Genomic DNA, 25,517 nt, shown 5'->3' on the forward strand with positions numbered 1-25,517 from the left:
CTTCCGGCCCTACGGCTCTACGCCGTTCGCGCTTGACCGGCATCCTTCGCCATCGGAAGACATAATCCATGGCGACGCTGGCCCCCACCCGAACGCTTTCCCCCATCCAGACCGCCTTGCTCGTCACGATCGGGACGGGGCTGCTGGCGGCGATCCTCGTCTTCGCGGTGGTCGGCAGCTGGCCGTTCGCCGCCGGTTTTCTGGGAATCGGGCTGGTGGTCGGCGGCGGCGTGGTGGCGTGGCGGCTGTTGTCGCCCGCGCAAGCCACGGAGCGCCGCGCGCTCGACTGGGATTTTACCCGCGTGGTCGCCGATACCAGTGATGATGCGATCGCGGTCACCGACCGTGCCGGTCGACTGGTCTGCGCCAACGATGCCTATGAGGCGCTGTTTCCCGGCTCGCCGACACCACCGGGCCTGCCCCTCGATGGCGAGGGCGTCGCCGCGCTGACCCAGGCCGGCCGGGTGGCGTGGCGCGACGGGCTGGGGCGCGCCGATCGCCTGCTGGCGAACGGGGTGCGGGTATCGGCACTGGTGACACGGGCGGGGGACGAGGCGGACATGCTCGTCTGGCGCTTCGTGGTCGCGGTCGAGCAGGATCTGGCGCAGATGGTCGAGGCGCTGATCGCGGGCAAGGACGGCGACCGGTTCGGCGCGGCGGGGATCATGGCGGCGGTGGTCGGCCCCGATGGGCGGGTGCGCGCCGCCAACCGCGTGCTGGCCGCGCGCGCCCTGGGGCGGGCCGAGGACAGCATCGCCGGTCGCGACTTCGCGCGCTTCCTGATCACCGACAGCCGCGGCCTTCTGCGCTTCGAGCGCGAGGGGCTGGACGGCTCGCCGCTGCGGCTGATCCAGGTTCCTTTTGTGGAAGGGGACGGTGCGCCGATGCTCGTCGCGCTGATCGACGAGGAGGAGGATGCCGCCCCCGCCATCGGCGCAAGCGCGACGCAGCATGTCCGCACGCTGGTCGCGCTGATGCCGTTCGGCATGGCGCTGGTCGATCGCGACGGCCGCTTTCTACAGATGAACGACGCCTTCATGCGGGCAGCCGGGGTGAATGCCGCGGCGCCGCCGCTCTATCCGGGCGATCTGGTGGTGCGCGAGGACAAGGGCGCGGTTGCCGATGCGATCCGCCGCTTTGCCGGCGGCGCGACGCATTCCGCCGACATGGCGGTGCGCCTGAAGGACCATCCCGACGAGCCCGTGGCGCTGACCATTGCCGGTGCACGAGGGCTGGGCGACGCGTCCGTGCTGCTCAGCCTGAAGGACAATTCGGAGGAAAGCCGCCTGAAGCGCGAGGTGGCGCAGGCGACGAAGATGCAGGCGGTGGGCCAGCTTGCCGGTGGTGTCGCGCACGACTTCAACAACATCCTGACAGCGATCATCGGCCACTGCGACCTGATGATGATGCGCCATTCGCCCGGCGACAGCGATTATGACGACATCCAGCAGATCCGCTCCAACTCCAACCGAGCCGCCGCGCTGACCCGCCAGTTGCTCGCCTTTTCCCGCCAGCAGACGCTCAGGCCGCAGGTGCTGCAACTGCCCGACGTGGTGTCGGAGGTGTCGAACCTCCTGAAGCGCCTGATGGGCGAGACGGTGCGGTTGGACGTCAGCCATGGCCGCAACCTGGGGCCGGTACGTGCCGATCCGGGGCAATTGGAGCAGGTGATCGTCAATCTGGCGGTCAATGCACGCGACGCGATCGTGCAGGCGAACGGGCCTTCGGGCGGCACCCTGACCATCCAGACGCGCAGCATATCCGCCGACGATGTCCGCGCGATGGCCTCCGACATCCTGCCGGTCGGCGACTATACTGCGCTGATCGTCAGCGACACGGGCGCCGGTATCCCCGCCGATGTGCTGCCCAAAATCTTCGAGCCGTTCTTCACCACCAAGGAACTGGGCAAGGGGACCGGGCTCGGCCTGTCGACCGTCTATGGCATCGTTAAGCAATCGGGCGGCTGGATCTTTGCGGACTCCCGGCCGGGGCAGGGGGCGACCTTCTCCATCTACCTGCCGATCCATGCCGCGCCCGCAGCACCGCAACCCAAGCCGCTGAGTTCGCGCGCGCCCACCCGGCCGGCCGACCTGTGGGGAACCGGCACCGTGCTTCTCGTCGAGGACGAGGAAATGGTCCGCGCAGTCGCCGAGCGCGCCCTGACCCGGCAGGGCTATACGGTAAAGGCCGCCGAGCATGGCGAGGCCGCGCTGGAGATGCTGGCGGCGATGGACAAGCCCGATCTACTGATCTCCGACGTGGTGATGCCGACGATGGACGGCCCCACCATGGTCCGCCAGGTGCGCCTGCGTTATCCCGACCTGCCGGTGCTGTTCATGTCGGGCTATGCCGAGGAGCAACTGCGGCGTTCGATCGACATCGACAATGTCGCATTCCTGCCCAAGCCCTTCTCCGTCCAGCAACTTGCCGAGGCGACGCGCGCCGTGCTGTTGCAACAAGGCACTGGCGGTTCTGCAAATTCGTGATAAGGGCAGGCACGATGAACGACCCTGTCCAGATCCTCATCGTCGAGGACGAGCCCCTGATCGCCATGATGCTCGAGGATTTCCTCGACATCCTCGACAAGCAGGTCGCGGGCACCGCCGACAGCGTCGAGGACGCGATCGCGCGGGTGGAGGCGGGCGGCATCGACGCTGCGATCCTGGACGTCAACCTGCGCGGCGGTGAAAAGAGCACCCCGGTCGCCGAACTGCTGGCTGAGCGCGGCGTCCCCTTCGTCTTCGCCACCGGCGGCAGCGACGATTCGGTGGACGAACGTTTCCGCGACCGCCCCCGTTTGCAAAAGCCGTTCACGATGGACGGCGTCGCAAAGGCGCTTGGCGAGCTGTAAGCCGCCATCGCCGAATTTCCGGCGTTCTGTATCTAGATGGCGTCTCTCCCCCAAGGAGGGGTCGGTGCCTCGTTGCGCGCTGCGATCGAGATATCTGCGCGAAAACATCATCTTCGGGGCTGCGTGGCTTTGTAGGAGGGCTGTTCCCGCCGGCTTGTGTGAAACAAGCTTGCGTTTGGGGGTCCTTGCGCGACATAGGGCTACGCCATGACCCACCAGTTCGACAAATCCCGCCTGCCGTCGCGCCATGTCTCCGTCGGTCCCGAGCGCGCCCCGCATCGCAGCTATTATTATGCGATGGGCATCACCGAGGAGGATATCGCCAAGCCGTTCGTGGCGCTGGCGTCGGCGGGCAATAACTCCGCGCCGTGCAATACGACGCTGGATGCGCAGGCCGATGCCGCGCAGGGCGGCGTGATCCGCGGCGGCGGCATGCCGCGTCGCTTCAACACGATCACCGTGACCGACGGCATCGCCATGGGTCATCAGGGCATGAAGGCCTCGCTGGTCAGTCGCGAGGTCATCGCCGATTCGGTCGAGCTGTCGGTGCGTGGCCACTGCTATGATGCGCTGGTCGGCTTTGCGGGGTGCGACAAGTCGCTGCCCGGCATGATGATGGCGATGCTGCGCCTGAACATCCCGTCGATCTTCGTCTATGGCGGATCGATCCTGCCCGGCCGCTTCCACGACAAGGACGTGACCGTGGTTGACGTGTTCGAGGCGGTGGGCCAGCACGCCGCGGGCAATTGCCCGCTCCAGCAGTTGATCGAGCTGGAAAAGGTCGCCTGCCCCGGCCACGGCGCGTGCGGCGGACAGTTCACCGCCAACACCATGGCCTGCGTGGGCGAGGCGATCGGCCTGTCGCTGCCCAATTCGAACATGATGCCCGCACCCTTTCTCGATCGCCACGGCATCGCCGAGGCCGCGGGCGAGCAGGTGATGGCCCTGGTCGCGAAGAACATCCGCCCGCGCGACATCTGCACCCGCGAAGCGTTCGAGAATGCCGCCCGCGTCGTCGCGGCCACCGGCGGATCGACCAATGCCGCGCTGCACCTGCCGGCGATGGCGAACGAGGCGGGGATCGACTTCGACCTGCACGACGTGGCCGAGACGTTCAAAACCACGCCCTACATCGCCGACCTGAAGCCCGGCGGCAAATATGTCGCCAAGGATATGTACGAGGCGGGCGGCGTCTACATGCTGATGAAGACGCTGCTGGCCGGTGGTTATCTGCATGGCGACTGCATGACCGTGACCGGCAAGACGCTGGCCGAGAATATCGACGAGGTCACCTGGAACCCCGACCAGAAGGTCATCTACGACGTCAAGGCGCCGATCACCCCGACGGGCGGCGTCGTCGGCCTGCGCGGATCGCTGGCACCCGAGGGCGCGATCGTGAAGGTCGCGGGCATGAAGCGCCTGCAATTCGAAGGGCCGGCGCGCGTCTTCGACTGCGAGGAGGACGCCTTTGCCGCGGTCGAGGCGCGGATGATCGAGGACGGCGAAGTCGTGGTGATCCGCTATGAGGGGCCCAAGGGCGGCCCCGGCATGCGCGAGATGCTGTCCACCACCGCCGCGCTCTATGGCCTGGGCATGGGCGAGAAGGTCGCGCTCATCACCGATGGCCGCTTTTCGGGTGCGACCCGCGGCTTCTGCATCGGCCATGTCGGGCCGGAGGCGGCGGACGGCGGCCCGATCGCGCTGGTCGAGAATGGCGATGCCATCCGTATCGACGCAGAGGCCGGCACGATCGATTTGCTGGTCGACGATGCCGTGCTGGCCGATCGTCGCGCCCGCTGGACCATGCGGCAGAATGATTATCAGTCGGGCGTGCTGTGGCGCTATGCGCGCACCGTGGGGCCGGCCTATAAGGGGGCGGTCACCCATCCGGGAGCGAGCGCCGAAACCCATGTCTATGCGGATATCTGACCGGGCGTCTGCCCTGCTTCTGCTCGCGCTCGCCGGATGTTCCTCCGGCGAGACGCCGTCGGGCGGGGCGATCCCGGCGGCGGATGCGGACCGCATCCCCTGCACCCGCGGCAACGCGCCGCTGGAGCCGAATTGTACCGTCGAGCGGATGGTGGACGGCGAGGGGCTGGTGCTGACCGTGCGTCACGGCGATGGCGGCTTCCATCGCCTGCGCGTGACGAACGACGGTCGCGGCGTGGTCGCCGCCGATGGCGCCGAGCCCGCGCGCGTCACCGTGGTGGGCGCCGACGGGATCGACGTGTCGATCGGTCAGGACCGCTACCGCCTGCCCGCGACGATCAAGGGCGCATGATCCCGCTGGACGGCCAGCCGATCCTGACCGCGGGGGAGATGCGCGCTGCCGAGGAGGCGACGATGGTGGCCGGGACCAGCGTCGATACGCTGATGGAGCGGGCGGGCGAGGGTGTCGCGGTCGCCGTGCACCGTCTGGCGGCGGGGGCGGACATCGTGATCCTGTGCGGCCCTGGCAATAATGGCGGTGACGGCTATGTCGCCGCCGCCGCGCTGCACCGCATGGGCGCGGCGGTGCGCGTCGCCGCGTCCGGCGCGCCGGCAAGCCCCGCCGCAGTCCGTGCGGCCGCCCGGTGGCACGGCCCGGTCGAGGCGCTGGCACAGGCGGAACCCGCCACCATCCTGGTCGATGCGTTGTTCGGCACGGGCCTGTCGCGGCCGCTGGCCGACGAGGTCGCCGCACCGCTCCACCGCCTCGCCCGTGCCGCACGGTTGCGGATCGCGGTGGACGTGCCGAGCGGGGTCGGCAGCGATGACGGCGCGGTGCTGGGCGCGGCGACCTGCGACATCACGCTGGCGTTAGAGGCGGCCAAGCCTGCGCATCTGCTGCAACCCGCGGCGCAGGCCTGCGGCACGGTGCGGCTGATCCCGATCGGCGTGCCGGTCGTCAGCCACACCCACGTCCTCTCAAGCCCTCTCCCCGAGGGGGAGAGGGACATGGCTTGCGTAGCGCCTTCCATTACCCTTCCCACCCCCGGCCCCAATTCGCACAAATACACCCGCGGCATGGTCGCCATCGTCGCCGGCGGCATGGCGGGCGCGTCCGAGCTGGCGAGTATCGCCGCGATGCGCGCCGGTGCCGGCTACGTCCTCCATCTGGGCGAAGGGCAGGGGCCCCCGCACGCGCTGGTCCGCAAAATCTTCTCCGCCGATGCCCTGCAGGACGCGCGTATCGGCGCGATCGTCGTCGGTCCCGGTCTTGGCCGCGACGATGCCACGCGCCGCATGCTGGACGCCAGCCTTGCCGCGCATCGCCCGCTTGTCATCGACGGCGACGCATTGCGCCTGATCGATCCCACGACGATCCCGGCCGGCAGCATCCTGACCCCGCATGGCGGGGAATTTTCCCATCTGTTCGGGCAGGAGGGCGACAAGATCACCCGCACCCGCCGCGCCGCGGCACAGACCGGTGCCGTCATCGTCCACAAGGGGCCGGACACGGTGATCGCCGCACCCGATGGGCGGGTCACAGTTGCGGGCGAGGGAAGTCCCTGGCTTTCCACCGCCGGCACGGGCGACGTGCTGGCCGGGGCGATCGGAGCAATGCGCGCCGCCGGGCTCGATCCCTTTGCCGCAGCGGGGGCCGGGGTGTGGCTCCATGGTGCCGCGGCGCGGCGATTGGGACCGGCCTTCATCGCCGACGACTTGGCAGACGCGCTCTCCGCCGTCAGAGGCTGATCGCCATGACCGATACCATTATCCGTGTCGCGGCTCGCGGCGACGGCGTCACCGCCGATGGCCGTCACGCCGCGTTCGCCGCGCCCGGCGATATCCTGAACGCCGATGGCACGCTGAGCCACGGGCCCCATCATCAGGTGCCGCCTTGCCGTCACTTTCCCACCTGCGGCGGGTGCCAGCTCCAGCATCTCGACGATGACAGCTATGCCGCCTTTGTCACCGACCGGGTCGCCTCCGCCCTCGACGGGCAGGGGCTGTCCGCGCCGATGCGTGTTCCCCATGTCTCGCCGCCCAATACCCGCCGCCGCGCGACGCTGCATGCCGAGGCGAAGGGCGGTCGCATCCGGCTGGGCTTTTCGGAGGAGAAAAGCCACGCGATCGTCGACATCGCCGAATGCCACATCCTGCGGCCCGAACTGTTCGCGCTGGTCACGCCCTTGCGCGGCTTTCTCCAGCGGCTGGGGTTCAAGCGGCGCTGCGACATCCACCTCGCCATGGCGGATCAGGGGCCGGACATCACCATCACCGGCTTTGCGCCGGAAGGGCTCGACGCGGCGGAGGCGATCATCGCCTTTTGCGAGCGGCACAAGGTCGCCCGGCTCAGCGTCGATGACGGCATGGGGCCGGAGACGCGGTGGGAGCCCGAGCCCGTCACCATCACGCTGGGCGGCATCCCCGTGCCGCTGCCCCCCGGTGCGTTTCTCCAGGCGACCGAGGACGGCGAGGCGACCCTTGTCGCCGCCGTCGGCGATGCGGTCGGCAAGGCGGGAACGGTGGCGGACCTGTTCACCGGCCTCGGCACCTTTGCCCTCGCGCTGCCGGCGCGCGTCTATGCGGCGGAGGGCGCGCGCGATGCCCTCCTGTCGCTGAAGGCGGCCGCCAATGGCGCGGGCAGGCAGGTGTTCGCCGAGCATCGCGACCTGTACCGCCGGCCGCTCACCAAGCCCGAGCTCGACCGGTTTGACGCCATCGTCCTCGATCCGCCCCGCGCGGGCGCACGCGATCAGGCGGAGGCACTGGCGCAGGCCAACGTGTCGGCGATCGCCTATGTGTCCTGCAATCCGGCCAGCTTTGCGCGCGATGCCAAGATGCTGGCGGATCATGGCTGGCGGATCGACTGGGTGCAGCCGGTCGGTCAGTTCCGCTGGTCGACCCATGTCGAGCTGGCGGCGCGGTTCGTCCGGTAGCAGAGGTGGTTACGGATACGCCGCCGAGACGAAGAACAGCCCGTCCGGCGGCGCGTTGAGCGCCAATCGCTGGCGATCCTGCGCGGCGAGGGCGGCGCCGACATCGTCGGGCGTCCACCGTCCCATGCCGACATGCACCAGGCATCCGACCATCGACCGGACCTGATGATGCAGGAAAGACCGCGCCGCCGCCCGCACCGTTACCCGGTCGCCGATGCGCGCCACCTCCAGTCGGTCCAGCGTCCGCACCGGGCTGTCCGCCTGACAGTGCGCCGATCGAAAGGTGGTGAAGTCGTGCCGGCCCAGCAGCTGCGCCGCACCCGCCGCCATCGCATCCGTGTCCAGCGGATGGGCGACCTGCCACGCCAGTCCCTTTTCATGGGTCAGCGTCGCGCGGCGATTGACGATGCGATATTCGTACGAGCGGCCGATGCACGAAAAGCGCGCATGCCAGTCGTCCGCCACCACCTCGCACGCCAGAACCGCGACCGGCGCCGGCCGCACGCGCGCGTTCAGGGCTTCCATCAGGCGGAACGGCGTGATCGGCTTGGCGATGTCGACATGGGCGCGCATGCCCAGCGCGTGCACGCCCGCGTCGGTGCGGCCCGATGCGTGCACTGCCGCCTTTTCGCCGGTGATCGCGAACACGGCCTCTTCCAGCGCCTGCTGCACGCTTGGCCCATGTGCCTGCCGTTGCCATCCCATGAAGGGGCGGCCGTCATATTCCACCAGCAGCGCGAAACGCGTCAAAGCCGGGTTCCCGAGGGGACGGGGAAGCCGCGCAGCATCTCTGCGGCACTGGTCACGCTCTTGCCGGCGCGCTGCACCAGCGTCGGGCGGATCGCCCCGTCGCCGCACGCGATCGTCAACTGGTCGTCCACCGTCTCGCCCGCCCCGTAGAAGCTGAAGGGCAACAGGTCCGCCGCCAGGATCTTCACCCGCTCGCCGGCAATCTCGCACCATGCGCCCGGCGCCGGGTTCATCGCGCGCACCAGCCGCTCGACCTCGATTGCGGGGCGCTCGAAGTCGATGCGCGTCTCCGCCTTGTCGATCTTGGCGGCGTAGGTCACGCCGTCTTGCTGCTGTGGCACCGGCGGGTGGCCGTCGAGATCGCCCAGCACCTGCGTCATGAGGGCGGCACCCAGGGCTGCCAGTTCCTGCGTCAACATGCCCGTCGTCTTGCCGTCGACCGGTGTCCGTCCTTCCAGCCGGACCGGGCCCGTGTCCAGGCCGGCCTCCATCTGCATGATGCCGACGCCGGTTTCCGTATCGCCCGCCAGGATGGCGCGCTGAATCGGCGCTGCGCCGCGCCATCGTGGCAGCAGCGATCCGTGCACGTTCAGGCAGCCATGCACCGGGGCATCGAGTATGGCCCGCGGCAGGATCAACCCATAGGCCGCGACCACCGCGACATCGGCGCGCAGATCGGCGAACGCGGCCTGTTCGTCCGCACCCTTCAGTGAAACGGGTGTGCGTACGGGAATGCCCAGTTCCTCGGCCCGCGCCTGAACCGGGGAGGGCACCAGCTGCCGCCCGCGTCGTCCGCCTGGACGCGCCGGCTGGCTGTAGCTCGCCACCACATCGTGGCCTGCCGCCACCACCGCATCCAAGACCGGCACCGCAAAGCCCGGCGTTCCCATGAAGACGATCCGCATGTCTGCCCGTCTCTCCGCTGGCGGCGCGGCGCGCAACCCCCTATCTGTTCTCCATGGCATCCCCAGAGATCGAGGCGCTGACCCAGGCGCTCGCCCGCCTCCCCGGCCTCGGCCCCCGCTCCGCCCGCCGCGCCGTCCTCCACCTGCTGAAAAAGCGGGAATCCGCGCTTGAGCCGCTGTTGAGCGCGCTTGCGGCCGTAGAGGATCGGCTGGTGACGTGCGCCACCTGTGGCAACATCGATACCGCCAATCCGTGCGCGATCTGCGCCGATGGCCGGCGGGACGACCGGGCATTGTGCGTGGTCGAGGAAGTCGCCGATCTTTGGGCGCTGGAGCGTTCGCGGCTGTTTCCGGGACGGTTTCATGTGCTGGGCGGGCGCCTGTCCGCACTGGAGGGTGTGCGGCCGGAGGATCTGTCGATCGACCATCTCGTCCGCCGGGTCGAGGCGGGGGGCGTCGACGAGGTCGTGCTGGCGATGAATGCCACGCTGGAGGGGCAGACCACGGCGCATTATATCGCCGAGCGGATCGAGCGTTTTCCCGTCCGTATCACCCAGTTGGCCCATGGCCTGCCCGTCGGCGGCGAGCTCGACTATCTGGACGAGGGCACCCTGGCGCAGGCCCTGCGCGCGCGGCGGCCGGTCGCTTGACGGCGTGGGGGACGTTGCCTAGCTGACAGCCATGGCTATTCTTCCCATCGTCGAAGTTCCCGATCCGCGCCTGCGCCTCGTCTCCAAGCCTGTTGAGACGATAGACGACGATGTGCGCGCCTTCGTCGCAGACTTGTACGACACGATGTATGACGCGCGCGGCATCGGGCTGGCGGCGATCCAGGTCGGTGTCGACAAGCGCATCCTGGTCATCGACCTGCAGGACGAAGAGGATGAGGAAGGCAAGCCGGTCCGCAAGCCGGCCGCCTATATCAACCCTGAGATCCTGTCGGTGTCCGACGAGGTTTCGAGCTACAACGAAGGCTGTCTGTCGATCCCGGAGCAATATGCCGAGGTGAAGCGCCCCGTTCGCTGCCGCGTCCGCTGGCAGGATGAAAATGGCGCCTCGCACGAGCAGGAGCTGGACGGATTGCTGTCGACCTGCATGCAGCATGAGATCGATCATCTGAACGGTGTGCTGTTCACCGATCATGTCAGCCGCCTGAAGCGCGACATGCTGATGAAGAAGCTGGCAAAGCTTCGGCGCGGCTGAGCCTTTCGCCGAAGACTGCGGGGCGCGTGCGCATTTAACCGTTGTCGGATCCTCCCCGTTCGATCTATGTTCCCGCGCATGTTGCCGTTCATCATCGAGCCGGGGGCGTGCCGATGCCCGAACTGATCATCGTCGCCTGCCTCGCCCTGGGGCTCGGCCTGCTCATCGGCTGGCTCGTCGCCAGCCGCGCTGGACAACGCCTGGCGGCGGATCTGGCAACCGCGCAGGCGCGTGCCGCCGATTTCGACCTTGTGCGTACCGCGCGGGATGCGGTGGAGCGCGAGCGGAACGAAGCGATGCAGAATTTGGCCGAGTTGCGAGGCCGTGCTGCCGAACTGGAGCCGCTGCGCACGGCGCTCGCCGCCGCCCATACCGAGCGCAATGAGGCGAATGCGATGCTGGCCGAGCTTCGTGCGCGGGCGGATGAGCGTGAGGCGGCGCATGCGGTGGCGTTGGAGCAGTTGAAGGCGGCGCGCGAGCAGATCGGGGTGCAGTTCGGGGATACGGCGGCGAAGGCGCTGGAGACGGCGCAGCGGCAGTTCCTGGAGCGGGCCGAGGCGCGGTTTCGGCAGTCGGAGGAAGCGTCGGGGCAGTCGCTGAAGGCACTGCTGCAACCGGTGACCGAACGGCTGCAACGCTATGAGGAAGGCGTCGCCAAGGTCGAGCTGGAACGCCGCGACGCCTTTAGCGAGTTGCGCGGGCAGATCGACGCGATGCGGATCGGCCAGGAGCGTGTGTCGGGCGAGGCGGCCAAGCTGGTCAACGCGCTGCGCAATGCGCCCAAGGCGCGCGGACGCTGGGGCGAGCAGCAGTTGCGCAACGTGCTGGAAAGCTGTGGACTGTCCGAACATACCGATTTCCAGATGGAAGTCAGCGTGGCGGACGGGGAGGGCGGACGCCTGCGCCCCGATGCGATCGTGCGCGTGCCGGGTGGCAAGTCGCTGATCATCGACGCCAAGGTGTCGCTCAACGCCTATCAGGACGCGTTCGGAGCGGTGGACGAGGCCGAACGGCATATCGGTCTGGCGGCGCACGCGCAGTCTATGCGCACCCACATCAACGGGCTGGGCAACAAGGCCTATTGGGCGCAGTTCGACGATGCGCCCGAATATGTCGTCATGTTCGTGCCGGGCGAGCATTTCCTGTCGGCCGCGCTGGAGCATGATCCGGGCCTGTGGGACTTCGCGTTCGAGAAGCGGGTGCTGCTGGCGACGCCGACCAACCTGATCGCGATCGCGCGCACGATCGATGCGGTGTGGCGGCAGGAGAAGCTGGCCAAGCAGGCGCAGGAGATCGGTACGCTGGGCAAGGAGCTGTACCAGCGGCTTGCGGTAATGGGCGGCCATGTCGCCAAGCTGGGCAAGAACCTGGATACCGCGATGGGCGCATATAATGCGTTCGTTGGCAGCCTGGAGAGCAATGTGCTGACCAGCGCGCGGCGGTTCGAGGCGTTGAATATCGACACCGGGGGCAAGGCGATCGACACGCTACCTGTCGGCGAACAGACCGTGCGCCCCCTGACCAAACTGGCCGTCCTGCCCGACGCGGCAGAATAAGCGTGGCGCGGCGCCGGTCCACGACGCTGCCGCCGCCCTATCTGAAGCGCGTCTGGTTCGACCCCGACCGGGTGAGCGACGAATATAGCTATCCCTTCAACCTGCCGATGTTCCGTGGCGGCGAATTCGAGTTGCATTTCGACCGGGCGGTGACGATCATCGTCGGCGAGAATGGCGTCGGCAAATCCACGCTGATCTGGGGTATCGCGGCGCTTGCGGGGTTCGATCCCGCCGGGGGCGGGCCCGGTTATCGACCGATGGATCACAGCCAGGCGGTGGAGCTAGACGGCGACGTCCTTGCCAGCGTGCTGCGGGCGAGTTGGTTGCCGAAGGTCGGGCAGGGCTGGTTCTTCCGGGCTGAGAGCTTCTTTTCGGTCGCTTGCTATTTTGACCAGGCTGCGCGCGAGTCATGGACGGCCCCACCGGACTTTCTGTTGCATTCGCATGGTGAGGGCTTCCTGCGCTTTATCGCGGAGCGCTGCGGCCGGCCCGGCATCTTCTTCTTCTTCTTCGACGAGCCCGAGTCGGCGCTGTCACCTCGCCGTCAGTTCGAGTTCCTGAAAGTGCTGGGCATGATCCAGAAGCGGCGGCAGGCTCAGGTGATCACCGCGACGCATTCGCCCATCCTCGTGGCGCTACCCGATGCCCGTTTGTTGGCCATGACGCGCGGCGGTTTCGATCCCGGCGCGCTAGGGGAGACGGCACATTTCCGCCTGTACCGCGAATTTATGCTCGATCCGGCCGGGACCATGGAAGCGATGCTGGCCGACTGAAATTGGGTGGCGTTTCGATGACGAAGACTTGAGTGGAATTCGATCGCCTTTCGGTCGCCCTCACCCTTCCGCGGCTGCGCCGCTTCCTCCAGCATCGGGTGAACAGCGCGGGGCACTGTTCACCCGATGTTCCCAGCGGGAGAGGGAAAAGACGCCGAAGGCGGCGAAGGGTGAGGGCGGCCACGTGTGATCGCATTCGACCCTAGATGCCGATGCGATATCGGCTTGTCCTACCCACGCTGTTGAGCGAGTACCTCATACGCCATGACCGCCGTCGCCACTGCGGCGTTCAGACTGTCCGCCTTGCCGAGCATCGGGATCTTCACCAGCGTATCGCATGCGGCGGCGTACTCCGCGGGCATTCCCTGCGCTTCGTTGCCGGTCAGCAGGAAGGTCGGCGCGGCATAGCGCACGCCTCGATAATCATGGTCCGTATCCAGGCTGAGCCCGACCAATTGCCCAGGCCCCTGCCGCAGCCAGTTTAGGAAATCGCCCCAGCCGGTCTGGACGACGGGCATGGTGAAGAGCGCGCCCATGCTGGCGCGGACCGCCTCGACCGAGAATGGATCGACGCATTCGCCGATCAGGATCAGCCCGCCGGCGCCGACCGCGTCGCCGGTGCGCAGGATCGTCCCGAGATTGCCGGGATCGCGTAGCCGTTCCGCGACCAGCCAGATGCCGGCGGAGGTCCGGTCCAGCGCGTCCAGGGTGGTGCCGAACTCGTCGAACACACCGACCACCGCCTGGGGATTATCCTTGCCGGAAAGCTTGGACAATATGTCCGGCGTGGTCTCGATCGCCTCGCCGCCATTCTGCTCGACGGCGGCGACGAGGTCGCGGACGAGTGGGTGCTGCGCGCTCGGCCGGGCAAAGAAGAGCAGGCGCGGCAGGCGCCCCGTCTCGCGGGCTTCGGTCAGGATGCGCAGGCCCTCGGCCAGGAACTGGCGTGCCTCACGACGGTGGCGCTTGTCCCGCAGATCGCGGACGCGCTTCACCAGTGGGTTGGAATAAGCGGTAATCTCGCGCGGCATCAGTCTTCGCCGAACTTGCCTTCGACAAGGGCCGCAAGGGTCGCGATCGCATCCTCCGCGCCCAGTCCGTTCGCGCTGATCGTGATCTCGTCACCCATCGCTGCGCCCAGCATCATCAGGCCCATGATCGACGTGCCGGTGACCGCGCCGCTGCCGTCCTTGGCAACCTGCACCTCGCAGGGCTGGGACGAGGCGAGCGTCACGAACTTGGCGCTGGCGCGGGCGTGAAGGCCACGCCGGTTGGTGATCTGCACCGTGCGCGACAGGCCGCTCATGCCGCGGCCTCGCCCAGCACTTCGGAGGCGACGGAGATATATTTGCGCCCCGCTTCCCGCGCGGCGGCGACCGCATCGACCACCTTCATCGACTTGCGCGCCGAACCCAGGCGGATCAGCATCGGGAGGTTCATCCCCGCAATGACTTCCACCCGGCCGCGTTCCATCAGCGAGATGGCGAGATTGGAGGGGGTGCCGCCAAACAGGTCGGTCAGGACAATGACGCCGCGGCCGGCATCGACCTGACCGATGGCGGCGGCGATGTCGGCGCGGCGCGTTTCCATGTCATCCTCCGGCCCGATGGCGATCGTCGCCACGCGTTCCTGCGGGCCGACGACGTGCACCATCGCGGTCACGAACTCATCGGCGAGCCGACCATGCGTCACAAGAACCAGACCGATCATGTCAGACACGTACATCCATCACAAATCTTTGCCAGCATTGTTCTTGGGCATCACGGCATTTCAGCAGGGGCCGCCGGGCGGCGCCCTTCCAGCGAGTCCTTGGGCACCGCCCCGAGATCGCGGTGAGCCACCGTGGGCGAAAATCCGGCTTCGCGCAACCGTGCGCCGATCCGTTCGGCGACATGGACGGAGCGGTGTCTCCCTCCGGTACAGCCGATGGCGATGGTGACGTAGGATTTTCCTTCCGCTTGGTAGCGGGGGAGGAGGGTGATGAGCAGGGCTTCGATCTGGGCGAGGACGGGTTCGTAGGCGGGGTCGGATTGGACGTAGGTGGCGACGTCGGAGTCGAGGCCGGTGCCGGGGCGCAGGGTGGGGACCCAGTGCGGGTTGCGGAGGAAGCGCATGTCGAAGACGAGGTCGGCGTTGCGGGGCAACCCACGGGAAAAGCCGAAGGACATGACCGACAGGACGGGCGCGCTGAGACCCGCCACAGGATAGGCGGCACGGGCCCATTGGCCGAGATCGTGCGCGTTCATATTGGTCGTTTCGACCAAACGGTCGGCGCGCTCGCGAAGCGGCGCGAGCAGCGCGGCTTCGTCGCTGATCCCGTCCTGGGCGGGACGGTCGAGTGCGAGCGGATGACGGCGGCGCGTTTCCGAATAGCGGCGCTTCAGCTCGGCCGAGCCGCAGGTCAGGAAAAGCGTTTCGACCGCGAGATCGGACCGTTCGTGCAGTTGCTCGCTGCGCTCCATGAAGGCGGCCGGCGCGAAACCGCGGGTGCGGACGCCGAGGCCGATGGCGAGCGGGCGAAGCTCAGGCGAGGCGCCGGCCGGGGGCGGCGAGTCGAGCAGCGCGTCGAGCAGGTCCAGGGGGAGGTTGTCGACGACTTCCCAGCCCAGATCCTCCAGCGTCTTGAGAACGGTGGAGGTGCCCGCCCCGGACATGCCGGTCACGAGCAGGATACGTTTGGGGATCATTCGGGTGTCGCCTCGGGATGCGCCAGGGCCAGTTCGACCTTGATCGGCGCGGATACGGGAATGGGATCGAGTGCGAGTTCGCGGATCGCGACCCCCGCGACGCGGCGGGTGCGACGCTCCGGCAGGCGGGCGGGCGCCTCGTCGAGCCGCACGATCAGCGCGACCGGCACATGTTCGACATGGGGCATGGCCACGATGCCGAGGCCGCGCACCTCGATCCGCCCGGCGATGGTGGCGGGCGCGCGGGCGAGCAGCCGGTCGCGGTCGCGGACCAGCAGCGTGTAATCGTCGCTGACCAGCCGCGCGCCGCGATCGATCAGGCGCAGCGCCAGGTCGGACTTGCCCGCACCCGAGCGCCCCTCGATCAGCACCGCATGGTCGCCGATCGCGACGCAACTGGCGTGCAGCGTTTCAGAAGATGGTATCGCCAGGGTGTTCGCGCTCCGTGTCAGCGAGACGGGGCCAGCGGCATGCGCACGACGAAACGCGCACCCCTGATCCGGTCCTCTCGCGATTCGACGATTATGCTGCCCTGATGCGCCTCCACGATCGTTCGCGCAATGGCGAGGCCGAGGCCGGAATGCCGGCCGAATTCCTCGCCTTCCGGGCGATCCGAATGAAAGCGGCGGAAAATCGCGTCGCGCGCCTCCTCCGGCACGCCGGGGCCTTCATCCTCGACCCGGACGACCAGCGTGCCGGCGTCAGGCGCAACGCCGATCGCGACGGTGCCGCCGTTCGGCGAAAAGGAGATGGCGTTTTCGTTCAGGTTCTCGAACACACGCTCCAGCCGCGCGCCCTCGCCCTGGACCATCCAGTCGGCGGGGCCGACCGCATCGAGGCGCAGGCGGATGTCGCGTTCCACCCCGCGGGCAACACGCTGGTCGAGCAGAGCGCGGATGAGGGCGACGATGTCGACGGGCTCGAACTTGGCGCGGCTGAGCTGCGCATCGAGGCGGGAGGCGTCGGAAATGTCGGTGATGAGGCGGTCGAGCCGGTGAACGTCGTCGCGCACGATGGCGAGAAGCTGTTGCTGAAGCGCCGGGTCCTTGATCCGGTCGAGGCTTTCGACGGCGGAGCGGAGCGAGGCGAGGGGGTTCTTGAGTTCGTGGGTGACGTCGGCGGCAAAGGCCTCGGTCGCGTCGATGCGGTCGCGGAGCGCCAAGCTCATGTCGGATAGCGCGCGGGCCAGCATGCCGAGTTCGTCCCGGCGATCGGGCAGGCGCGGCACGACGACCTCGCGCGCGCGGCCGAGGCGGACGCGGACGGCGGCGCGGGCGAGGCGGCGCAAGGGACGGACAATGGTGCGGGCGAGGAACAGCGACAACAGCACCGAGATGAGCGTGACGACGCCGAGCACGACGCTGAGGCGGAAGCGTTCGCTGCGCACCGTCTTCGTAATGCCGCGCGCGTTGATCGTGGTCATGACGGTGCCGCCGCCGCGAACCGGCGCCGCGGCGGTGATGACGGGCGTGCGATCGGGGGCGCGCCAGACGCTGGTGGCGATGACGCCGCGCGCCTGCGCCGCGACCACGTCGGGCCAGCCGCGTCCGTCGCGTTGCTCGCGGTAGAGCGGCGCGCGGGTGGCGCCGGCAACGGTATCGATCACGGCATCGAGCAGGCGTGCGCTGGCGGCGCGCCAGCCCTGCTTGTCGGGATCGCGCAGTACGACGTTGCGCAGGCCCAGCACCCGGCTGTCGGCGACCAGCCCGCCTGCGGGATCGTAGAGGCGGATGCGGGTATCGGTATCGGCGGCGAGGCGCAGGATCAGCCGGTCGCGCTGGTCCTGCACGACGGTGCCGATCGCCTCCGCCACCAGCCGCGCCTCGCGCCCGGCCTGCGCGACGCGGCTGTCCATGATCCGGCTGCGATAGGAATCGAGATAGAAGAAGCCACCCGCGAGCAGCAGCAGCGCGAAGATGTTGACCGCCAGGATGCGCCGGGTGAGCGAGATCTGCCCCGACCAGCGCAGCGCAAGGTCGGAGGTCTCACTCCTCGGAGAATCGGTAGCCGGCGCCATACAGCGTTTCGATGGAGTCGAATTCGGGATCGACCTGCCGGAACTTGCGGCGCAGTCGCTTGATATGGCTGTCGATCGTGCGATCGTCGACATAGATGTCGTCCTGATAGGCGGCATCCATCAACTGGTTGCGGGTCCGCACGATGCCCGGCCGCTGCGCCAGCGTTTCGAGGATCAGGAATTCGGTGACGGTAAGCGTCACCGCCTCGCCGTTCCAGGTGGTGCGGTGACGCGCCGGGTCCATGGTCAGGCGGCCGCGGACCAGGGGGCCGGTGGGCGCCTCCGCCGCGCCGCCGGCGGTGGCGGCGGCGCCCGGCTGGGTGATTTCGGCGCGGCGCAGGATGGCGCGGACGCGGGCAATGAGCAGGCGCTGCGAAAAGGGCTTGGCGATATAGTCGTCCGCACCCATCGCCAGCCCCAGCGCCTCGTCCAGCTCGTCGTCCTTGCTGGTGAGGAAGATGACCGGGATCTGGCTTTTCTCGCGCAGGCGGCGGAGCAGTTCCAGGCCGTCCATGCGCGGCATCTTCACGTCAAAGATGCCGAGGTCGGCGGGATTGTCGATCAACGCCTTCAGCGCGGTTTCGCCATCGGCATAGATGCGCGTCAGAAATCCTTCCGCCTGCAGCGCGATCGACACCGAGGTGAGGATGTTCCGGTCGTCGTCGACGAGCGCGATCGTGGCCGTCATCGTGCAGGGTGCCTTTCGATCCGCATGGCTGGCCCCGGGATTAGGCCAAACCGATCCGCCGCTCAACCGCCTCGCTATTCTGGGCGCGGTTGTTTGACATGTTCAACAGAATGTTTGACGTGTTAAACGTAGCCGCGCTATGACGCTGATCGACGGGGCAATCAGGTGCTGGCGTCCATCGGCGCCGGGCTATGGAGAACGTGATGAGTGAGCGCATTCCGAACATCGGTCTGGAAGCCCAGGGGATCGAAACCCGCGCGACGCTGCACTGGAACCGGGTGACGGCGCAGCTGACCGAGATGGCGGTGGCGCGCGGCGAGGGCAAATTGTCCGCCGACGGTCCGCTGGTGGTGGAAACCGGGCGGCATACCGGCCGCTCCGCGCAGGACAAGTTCATCGTCAAGGATGACGAGACGCGCGACACGGTATGGTGGGGCAAGTCGAACGCGGCGATGGAGCCGGCGCACTTCGCCGCGCTGAAGGCGGACTTCTTCAGCGCACTGGAGGACAAGGACGAGCTGTTCGTCCAGGACCTGTACGGCGGATCGCAGCCCGAACACCGCGTCAGCGTGCGGGTGGTGACCGAGCTGGCGTGGCACAACCTGTTCATCCGCACGATGCTGGTGCGCCCCGCGCAAAGCGAATTGCGCGATTTCGCCGCCGAATACACGATCATCGACCTGCCGAGCTTCCGGGCCGACCCGGCGCGCCATGGCTGCCGTTCGGAAACGGTGATCGCGGTCAACATGACCGAGAAGCTGGTCCTGATCGGCGGCACCAAATATGCCGGCGAAATGAAGAAGTCGGTGTTCGGCATCCTCAACTATCTGTTGCCGCCGACGGGCGTGATGCCGATGCACTGTTCGGCGAACATGGGCGCGGACGGGTCGACCGCGGTGTTCTTCGGCCTGTCGGGCACGGGCAAGACGACGCTGTCGGCGGACCCGGCGCGCACCCTGATCGGCGATGACGAGCATGGCTGGTCGGACACCGCAGTGTTCAATTTTGAGGGCGGATGCTACGCCAAGATGATCCGCCTGTCGCGCGATGCGGAACCGGAAATCTTCGCCACCACCAAGCGGTTCGGCACCGTTCTGGAAAATGTGGTGATGGACCCGATGACGCGCCAGCTCGACCTGGACGACAACAGCCTGGCCGAGAACAGCCGCGGCGCCTATCCGATCGACTTCATCCCCAATGCCTCGGCCGACAATATGGGCGGCGTGCCGCGCAACATCGTCATGCTGACCGCGGACGCCTACGGCGTGCTGCCGCCGATCGCCAAGCTGACGCCCGAACAGGCGATGTATCATTTCCTGTCGGGCTATACCGCGCGCGTCGCGGGTACCGAGATCGGCGTGACCGAGCCCGACGCGACCTTCTCCACCTGTTTCGGGGCGCCGTTCATGCCGCGCCATCCGTCGGTCTACGGCAATCTGCTGAAGGAGCGGATCGCCAAGGGGCAGGTCGATTGCTGGCTGGTCAACACCGGCTGGACCGGGGGCAAGTATGGCGTCGGGCTGCGCATGCCGATCAAGGTGACGCGCGCGCTGTTGAACGCGGCGCTGGACGGCAGCCTGAACGACGCGACCTTCCGCACCGATCCCTATTTCGGCTTCCGGGTGCCGGTGGCGGTGGCGGGTGTCGACCCGGCGATGCTGGACCCGCGCGAGACCTGGGCGGACAAGGCCGCCTATGACGCGACGGCGGCGAAGCTGGTCGACCTGTTCGTCGACAATTTCGCGAAGTTCGCCGACCATGTCGATGAAGAGGTGCGTCAGGCGGCGCCCAGGACGCGGCAGATCGCGTGAGGGGCGGGGGCGTCCCGGTTCGACCGGGAGCCCCGTTCGCCGCCGGGCGGGGTCAGTTGACCCAGTTGCCCTCGCGGAACCATTTGGTGATGATGTACTTCACACCCTCCACGACGGGCATCCCTTCGTGGAGGGTCATTTCGTTGGGGCTGCCATCGAGCTTCATGTTGTTCCAGGCGAGCAGCATGCCGCGCCGGGGAGCGACCTTGATGCCGGCATGCGGGAACCAGGTGGCGCCGCCATCCTCCACGTCGTTGAGGTAGATCATTGCGGTCCAGGTGCGCTGGCCGCCATGCACCTTCACCTTTTCCCAATAGCTTTCGCTTTCGTGGAAATAATCGTGATGGGCGCGGAATTGCTGGCCCGGGGCGTAGCGCTGGCCCTGCATCGTCTCGCCGCGCTCGGGCGCGATGTCGAGCAGGCGGGCGATCGCCTCGTCGATCGGCTGCACCGCGGGATCGTAGCGGTTCATGTCGCAACTGTGCGAGGTGCGAAAGCCGACGTCCGGGCGATCCGACAACAGTGTCGAGGGGCGGTTGTTGGCATCGATCAGCGCGATCAGCCCGTCGCACTGTTCCGGCGAGAGGAAGCCCGCGTGGTAATAGATCTGCGCGGTTTCCACCCCGACACGGGTGACCGCGGGATTGGCGTCGAGCGCGCGCGCGGTGTGGGTACCGGCGGCCTCGCGCAGCTTGGAGGTGGTCTTGGGCTTCCGGGCGAAGATCGACATGGGATGGGAATTGCTCCGGCGTGGGCACAAAGGCAAGGGGGCGGTCAGGCCCCCGGTTACCAGAAGATGTCGTACACCATGTCGACCACCAGACCCTGGCGGATGTCGACGAGCAGCGCGTCGTTGTAATAGCGCACCCAGCGATAGGGGGCGTAGGTCGGCGGCAGGCGATAGACGAAGGGGTCCGACAGCCAATAGTTCTGGCCGAAGAAGATGGGGTCGAGCGCCGCACCCGGTCCGAAGCGGCGATAGCCGGCGCCACCATAGGGCGAGTAATAGCGCGGCAGGCGGTACAGGTTGCGATTGGCCGAGCGCCAGTGCGACCAGTCGTAGCGGCCATCCTCGCGCCAGCCACGGTTCCAGCGGCTGCCCCAGTCGCGCCGCTCGGCCGAGCGCCACTGGTCGCCGCCGAAATCGCGCCAGTCGGCGTCGCTGCGGTCCCAGCCGCGCTCGCGGTCCCAATTCCGCTGGCGGTCGCGGCGGTGGCGCTCGCGGTCGCCACGGTCACGGTCGGGGCGGTCGCGATTTTCCCAGTCGAGGGTGTGGCGGGCCTCCGGACGGTCGGGGCGGGTGACCTGGGGGCGGTTCTCGGGGAAGTCCTCGCGCCGATTGTAGAGCGGGCGGTTTTCCGGGCGGGGGACGACACCCACCCGCTCGCCGCCATCGCCGCGACGTTGCCAGCCGCGATCCGTGCCGCGGTTCTGCATCTCCTGCTGCGCCTGCGCTGCGCCGGGTATCAGCGCTCCGGCGGCGAGCAGCGCGGCGATCCACCTGTTGGTCATGCAAGCCATCCTTCATCGCCGGCGCAAGGGTGCGCCGGCCCGATCATGGGATGGTGATAAGGCAGGCCGGGTGAGGGCAAGCTTAATCGCCTGGTCAGCGATCCGACAGCTTCGCGGATGGCGCGACAAGGGCGGGCACAGTGCGCGCGGCATCGGCGGGGTCGGTACCGGGGCGCGGGGCGGCGGCGACGACCTCCTCGCCCCGCGCATTGCGGGCGGCGCGCTGGATGCTTTCCACCAGACGGGGATAGATGCCGCAGCGGCACAGATTGTCGATCGCGGCGCGGATCGTCGCCTCGGACGGGTCGGCGTCCTTTTTCAGCAGGACCGATGCCGCCATGACGATGCCGGGGATGCAGAAGCCGCATTGCACGACATTGTCGGTCAGAAGCGCCAGTTGCAGCGGATGCGAGCGATCGCGCGACAGACCCTCGATCGTGGTGACGAAGCTGCCTTCGAGCGCGCCGATCGTCGTCTGGCAACTGCGCACCGCCCGGCCGTCGACATCCACGGTGCAGGCGCCGCAATGCCCGGTGCCGCAACCATATTTGGTGCCTGTCAGGTTCGACGCGTCGCGCAGCGCCCAGAGCAGCGGCGTTTCAGGGTCGAGGCGATACTGGACGGGCTGGTTGTTGACGGTCAGGCGGCTCATGGCGGCGCCGTCCTAGCGGATCGCACCTAATCCCGCCATGTCCGGTCGATGCGATCGACGAGGCGGACCATGGCGGCGAAATCCGCCCTGCCGGGGCCGCCGGGGATCTGGACCTTGGACAGGTCGCGCTGGTGGACGGCAATGACCTCCGGCGGCACCTCCAGCGCGCGGCCCATGGTGGCGGTGGCGATCTGGATCTCGCAGGCGCGCTGGAGCGACCAGTGTTTCAGAAACGCCTCGGGCAGGGTGCGGCCCATGACGAGGATGCCGTGGTTGCGCAGGAACATCACGCGCCTGTCGCCGAGATTGGCGATCAGGCGCTCGCCTTCCTCGGAGCGGACGGTGACGCCTTCGAACTCATGATAGGCGATCTGGCCGGCAAAGCCGCAAGCGTAGAAGTTGGTGGGGCGCAGCCCGCCCTCGACCGAACTGACCGCGGCGCCGGCGGTGGTGTGGGTGTGCATGATGCAATGCGCGTCGGGCAGGTGGCGGTGGAAGACGGCGTGCTGGGTAAAACCGGCAAGGTTCACGGGATAGGGGCTGTCCGCCAGCGTGTTGCCGTCGATATCGATCTTCACGAGGCTGGAGGCGGTGACCTCGGAAAAATGCAGGCCGAAGGGGTTGATGAGGAACGCGCCGTCCTCGTCCGGCACCTTCAGGGTGATGTGGTTGTAGATCATCTCGGACCAGCCGAGCATGTCGAACACGCGGTAGCAGGCGGCGAGCTGCTGGCGCGCCTCCCATTCGGCAGCGCTGGGGGCCATGACAACCTCTCCTCCGTTTTCTTTTCAGAAGAAGGGTATGCCACGGATGCGGGCGGATGCAATCGGGTCAGTCGCCCTTGCCCAGCATCGGTGCGGCCAGCGGATCGGCAAGGGACGCATCCGAGAAACGGATCGGGGTGCGTATGCCGGGCACGGTGCCGCCATCTGCCCGCGCCGCATCGATCGCAAGGCCGCGGGCGAGGATCTGGGGATCGGCGAACGCCTGTGCGACGCTGTTGATCGGGCCGGCCGGGACGCCCGCCGCCTCCAGACGCGCCAGAAGGTCGTCGCGGTCGAAGCGGCGGGTCGCCGCCTCGATCAGCGGGATCAGCGTGTCGCGGCGGGCAAGGCGCAGCGCGTTGGTGGCGTGGCGCGGGTCATCGGGATCGAGACCGACGATCGTGCAGAAGCGGCGATATTGCGCGTCGTTGCCAACGGCCAGGATGAACCAGCCGTCGCGCACCGGAAACACCGCATAGGGCACGATATTGGGATGGGCATTGCCGAGCCGGGTCGGGGAGACGCCGCCGGCGAACCAGTTCATCGCCTGATTGGCGAGAACGCCGGTCATCGTGTCGAATAGCGCCATGTCGATATGCTGGCCGTGCCCGGTGCGCGCGCGCATGTGCAGTGCCGCCTGGATCGCGATCACCGCGTACAAGCCGGTCATGATGTCGGCAAAGGCCACGCCGATCTTTTGCGGCGCCCCGTCCGGCTCGCCGGTCAGGTCCATGATGCCGCTCATCCCCTGCACGATGAAGTCGTAGCCGGCGCGGTGGGCATAGGGGCCGTCCTGACCGAAGCCGGTGATCGAGCAATAGACCAGCCGCGGGTTGAGCGCGGACAGGCTGGCATAATCGAGGCCGTAGCGCGTCAGGCCGCCGACCTTGAAATTCTCGATCAGGATGTCGGCATCGGCGACCAGATCGCGGACGATCGCCTGGCCCTGCGGCGTGGTGAAATCGGCGACGACCGAACGCTTGTTGCGGTTGGCGGCATGGAAATAGGCGGCATCCTCGGTGCCGTCCGGATTGGCGACGAAGGGTGGGCCCCAGCGGCGGGTGTCGTCGCCCGCCGGGCTTTCGACCTTGACCACCTCCGCGCCCAGATCGGCGAGGACCTGCCCCGCCCAGGGGCCGGCGAGGATGCGGGCAAGCTCGACCACCTTCAGGCCGGCGAGCGGAGTTGCGGTCATCGCGGCGGTGTTCAGAAGGCGGCAATGCCGGTGATCGCCCGCCCCAGGATCAGCGCATGGACGTCGTGCGCGCCTTCATAGGTATTCACCGTTTCCAGGTTCATCATGTGGCGCATCACCTGATACTCGCCGGAAATGCCGTTGCCGCCGTGCATGTCGCGCGCCATGCGGGCGATATCCAGCGCCTTGCCGACATTGTTGCGCTTGACGATCGAGACCATCTCGGGCGCGAACCGGCCTTCGTCCATCAGGCGGCCGACGCGCAGCGAAGCCTGCAGACCCAGTGCGATCTCGGTCTGCATATCGGCCAGCTTCTTCTGGTAAAGCTGCCGCCCGGCAAGCGGGGTGCCGAATTGCTGGCGATCCAGGCCATATTGGCGCGCGGCGTGGAGGCAGAACTCGGCGGCGCCCAGCGCCCCCCAGCTGATGCCGTAGCGGGCACGGTTGAGGCAGCCGAACGGGCCCTTCAGCCCCTGCACATCGGGCAGGAGTGCATCCTCGCCGACCTCGACATCGTCCATCATCACCATGCCGGTGATCGACGCGCGGAGCGACAGCTTGTTGTCGATCTTGGGCGCGCTGAGCCCCTTCATGCCCTTTTCCAGCACGAAGCCGCGGATGGCGCCGCCATGTGCGTCCGACTTGGCCCAGATGACGAAGACGTCGGCAATCGGGCTGTTGGAGATCCAAGTCTTGGCACCCGACAGCAGATAGCCGCCGTCCACCTTGCGCGCGGTGGTGCGCATGCCGCCGGGGTCGGAGCCGGCATCGGGTTCGGTCAGGCCGAAACAGCCGATCCACTCGCCGCGCGCCAGTTTGGGCAGATACTGGCGCTTCTGATCCTCCGACCCATAGGCGTGGATGGGATACATGACGAGGCTGGACTGCACGCTCATCATCGAGCGATAGCCGGAGTCGATGCGCTCCACCTCGCGCGCGACCAGCCCATAGGCGACATAGCTGGCACCGACGCCGCCATATTCCTCCGGGATGGTGGGACCGAGCAGGCCCAGTTCGCCCATCTCGCGAAAGATGTCGGGATCGGTATGCTCGTTGGCGAAAGCCTCGATGATACGCGGGGCAAGGCGATCCTGCGCATAGGCGTGCGCGGTGTCGCGGATCATCCGTTCGTCATCGCTCAACTGCTCGTCGAGCAGGAACGGGTCCGCCCAGTCGAAACTGCCCATGCCGGCCATCGCGTCTCTCCTTTTCACGGGGCCGGTTTCGAAGAAACAGTATGGCTTGTCCAGTGCGTAGGGACAAAAGCCGTCCCCACGCACCAGATGCC

General features: G+C 67.8%; 26 protein-coding genes. 11 read left to right on the forward strand and 15 right to left on the reverse strand.

From position 1 onward, the window contains the following. Positions 1-68 precede the first annotated feature (68 nt). The 6 genes from GQR91_RS11990 (at position 69) to GQR91_RS12015 (ending at position 7,716) form a co-directional block, all read left to right on the forward strand. Positions 69-2,486: a hybrid sensor histidine kinase/response regulator gene (locus GQR91_RS11990; protein WP_149681594.1), complete on the forward strand. Its 2,418-nt coding sequence runs from the start codon at positions 69-71 to the stop codon at positions 2,484-2,486. Between the two features lie 14 nt (positions 2,487-2,500). Further along, on the forward strand, positions 2,501-2,851 hold the full coding sequence (locus GQR91_RS11995; protein WP_112382393.1) for a response regulator: 351 nt from the start codon (positions 2,501-2,503) through the stop codon (positions 2,849-2,851). 207 nt (positions 2,852-3,058) lie between these two features. After that, positions 3,059-4,780 carry a dihydroxy-acid dehydratase gene (gene ilvD, locus GQR91_RS12000; RefSeq protein ID WP_149681593.1) on the forward strand — a complete coding sequence of 574 codons (1,722 nt, stop codon included), beginning with the start codon at positions 3,059-3,061 and terminating at the stop codon, positions 4,778-4,780. Further along, the gene (locus GQR91_RS12005; protein ID WP_375781562.1) at positions 4,767-5,132 is read left to right on the forward strand and encodes a hypothetical protein; all 366 of its coding nucleotides are present in this window, start codon (positions 4,767-4,769) and stop codon (positions 5,130-5,132) included. The genes ilvD and GQR91_RS12005 overlap by 14 nt, the downstream gene beginning before the upstream one ends. Then, complete coding sequence (locus tag GQR91_RS12010) at positions 5,129-6,529, forward strand: NAD(P)H-hydrate dehydratase (RefSeq protein ID WP_149681591.1); 1,401 nt, start codon at positions 5,129-5,131, stop codon at positions 6,527-6,529. Before GQR91_RS12005 ends, GQR91_RS12010 begins: the two co-directional genes overlap by 4 nt. Positions 6,530-6,534: 5 nt before the next feature. Next, positions 6,535-7,716, forward strand: coding sequence for a class I SAM-dependent RNA methyltransferase (locus tag GQR91_RS12015; RefSeq protein WP_149681590.1), 1,182 nt, complete (start codon positions 6,535-6,537; stop codon positions 7,714-7,716). Positions 7,717-7,725: 9 nt separating this feature from the next. On the opposite strand, the gene truA is transcribed toward GQR91_RS12015, so the two are convergent. Then, the gene (gene truA, locus GQR91_RS12020; RefSeq protein ID WP_149681589.1) at positions 7,726-8,466 is read right to left on the reverse strand and encodes a tRNA pseudouridine(38-40) synthase TruA; all 741 of its coding nucleotides are present in this window, start codon (positions 8,464-8,466) and stop codon (positions 7,726-7,728) included. Continuing rightward, positions 8,463-9,371 (reverse strand): methionyl-tRNA formyltransferase, encoded by a 909-nt coding sequence (fmt, locus tag GQR91_RS12025; protein WP_149681588.1) that lies wholly within the window; start codon positions 9,369-9,371, stop codon positions 8,463-8,465. Before fmt ends, truA begins: the two co-directional genes overlap by 4 nt. A gap of 53 nt (positions 9,372-9,424) precedes the next feature. Here fmt and recR point away from each other — a divergent pair, with 53 nt between their 5' ends. The 4 genes from recR to GQR91_RS12045 all read left to right on the forward strand — a co-directional run bounded on the left by recR (position 9,425) and on the right by GQR91_RS12045 (position 12,903). Continuing rightward, positions 9,425-10,021, forward strand: coding sequence for a recombination mediator RecR (gene recR / locus GQR91_RS12030; RefSeq protein ID WP_149681587.1), 597 nt, complete (start codon positions 9,425-9,427; stop codon positions 10,019-10,021). Positions 10,022-10,052: 31 nt separating this feature from the next. Continuing rightward, on the forward strand, positions 10,053-10,574 hold the full coding sequence (def, locus tag GQR91_RS12035; RefSeq protein WP_149681586.1) for a peptide deformylase: 522 nt from the start codon (positions 10,053-10,055) through the stop codon (positions 10,572-10,574). Positions 10,575-10,687: 113 nt separating this feature from the next. After that, the gene (locus tag GQR91_RS12040; RefSeq protein ID WP_149681585.1) at positions 10,688-12,130 is read left to right on the forward strand and encodes a DNA recombination protein RmuC; all 1,443 of its coding nucleotides are present in this window, start codon (positions 10,688-10,690) and stop codon (positions 12,128-12,130) included. Positions 12,131-12,132: 2 nt separating this feature from the next. Beyond that, positions 12,133-12,903, forward strand: coding sequence for an AAA family ATPase (locus tag GQR91_RS12045; RefSeq protein WP_149681584.1), 771 nt, complete (start codon positions 12,133-12,135; stop codon positions 12,901-12,903). A gap of 230 nt (positions 12,904-13,133) precedes the next feature. Here the strand turns inward: GQR91_RS12045 and GQR91_RS12050 are convergent, their stop codons facing one another. Genes GQR91_RS12050 through GQR91_RS12080 form a run of 7 tightly spaced genes read right to left on the reverse strand, consistent with a single transcriptional unit; the run spans position 13,134 to position 18,295 of the window. Continuing rightward, entirely contained in the window at positions 13,134-13,934 is an 801-nt protein-coding gene (locus GQR91_RS12050) for a TrmH family RNA methyltransferase (RefSeq protein ID WP_149681583.1), read from the reverse strand. After that, positions 13,934-14,209 carry an HPr family phosphocarrier protein gene (locus tag GQR91_RS12055; protein WP_149681582.1) on the reverse strand — a complete coding sequence of 92 codons (276 nt, stop codon included), beginning with the start codon at positions 14,207-14,209 and terminating at the stop codon, positions 13,934-13,936. Before GQR91_RS12055 ends, GQR91_RS12050 begins: the two co-directional genes overlap by 1 nt. Next, positions 14,206-14,613 (reverse strand): PTS sugar transporter subunit IIA, encoded by a 408-nt coding sequence (locus GQR91_RS12060; RefSeq protein WP_112382380.1) that lies wholly within the window; start codon positions 14,611-14,613, stop codon positions 14,206-14,208. Before GQR91_RS12060 ends, GQR91_RS12055 begins: the two co-directional genes overlap by 4 nt. Positions 14,614-14,663: 50 nt before the next feature. Further along, on the reverse strand, positions 14,664-15,590 hold the full coding sequence (gene rapZ / locus GQR91_RS12065) for an RNase adapter RapZ (protein ID WP_149681581.1): 927 nt from the start codon (positions 15,588-15,590) through the stop codon (positions 14,664-14,666). Beyond that, positions 15,587-16,021: an HPr kinase/phosphorylase gene (locus GQR91_RS12070; protein WP_149681580.1), complete on the reverse strand. Its 435-nt coding sequence runs from the start codon at positions 16,019-16,021 to the stop codon at positions 15,587-15,589. The genes rapZ and GQR91_RS12070 overlap by 4 nt, the downstream gene beginning before the upstream one ends. Before the next feature lie 17 nt (positions 16,022-16,038). Beyond that, positions 16,039-17,607, reverse strand: a complete 1,569-nt coding sequence (locus GQR91_RS12075) for a sensor histidine kinase (protein WP_149681579.1) — start codon at positions 17,605-17,607, stop codon at positions 16,039-16,041. Beyond that, a complete protein-coding gene (locus GQR91_RS12080; RefSeq protein ID WP_149681578.1) occupies positions 17,576-18,295 on the reverse strand; it encodes a response regulator transcription factor in 720 nt (239 codons plus the stop codon). Before GQR91_RS12080 ends, GQR91_RS12075 begins: the two co-directional genes overlap by 32 nt. A gap of 203 nt (positions 18,296-18,498) precedes the next feature. On the opposite strand from GQR91_RS12080, the gene GQR91_RS12085 reads away from it, so the two are divergent. Next, on the forward strand, positions 18,499-20,106 hold the full coding sequence (locus tag GQR91_RS12085; RefSeq protein WP_149681577.1) for a phosphoenolpyruvate carboxykinase: 1,608 nt from the start codon (positions 18,499-18,501) through the stop codon (positions 20,104-20,106). A gap of 52 nt (positions 20,107-20,158) precedes the next feature. On the opposite strand, the gene GQR91_RS12090 is transcribed toward GQR91_RS12085, so the two are convergent. From GQR91_RS12090 to GQR91_RS12115, 6 genes are all read right to left on the reverse strand, one after another. Further along, positions 20,159-20,836, reverse strand: a complete 678-nt coding sequence (locus GQR91_RS12090) for a prolyl hydroxylase family protein (protein ID WP_149681576.1) — start codon at positions 20,834-20,836, stop codon at positions 20,159-20,161. A gap of 56 nt (positions 20,837-20,892) precedes the next feature. Then, complete coding sequence (locus tag GQR91_RS12095) at positions 20,893-21,618, reverse strand: RcnB family protein (protein ID WP_149681575.1); 726 nt, start codon at positions 21,616-21,618, stop codon at positions 20,893-20,895. A gap of 94 nt (positions 21,619-21,712) precedes the next feature. Continuing rightward, on the reverse strand, positions 21,713-22,270 hold the full coding sequence (locus GQR91_RS12100; protein WP_149681574.1) for a (2Fe-2S)-binding protein: 558 nt from the start codon (positions 22,268-22,270) through the stop codon (positions 21,713-21,715). A gap of 26 nt (positions 22,271-22,296) precedes the next feature. Next, positions 22,297-23,034: a class II aldolase/adducin family protein gene (locus GQR91_RS12105; protein ID WP_149681573.1), complete on the reverse strand. Its 738-nt coding sequence runs from the start codon at positions 23,032-23,034 to the stop codon at positions 22,297-22,299. A 67-nt stretch (positions 23,035-23,101) separates the two neighbouring features. After that, the gene (locus tag GQR91_RS12110) at positions 23,102-24,229 is read right to left on the reverse strand and encodes a CaiB/BaiF CoA transferase family protein (RefSeq protein ID WP_149681572.1); all 1,128 of its coding nucleotides are present in this window, start codon (positions 24,227-24,229) and stop codon (positions 23,102-23,104) included. Between the two features lie 11 nt (positions 24,230-24,240). Continuing rightward, positions 24,241-25,425, reverse strand: a complete 1,185-nt coding sequence (locus GQR91_RS12115) for an acyl-CoA dehydrogenase (RefSeq protein ID WP_149681571.1) — start codon at positions 25,423-25,425, stop codon at positions 24,241-24,243. Between the last annotated feature and the right edge of the window lie 92 nt (positions 25,426-25,517).

The organism is Sphingomonas carotinifaciens (genome assembly GCF_009789535.1).
Classification (GTDB): domain Bacteria; phylum Pseudomonadota; class Alphaproteobacteria; order Sphingomonadales; family Sphingomonadaceae; genus Sphingomonas; species Sphingomonas carotinifaciens.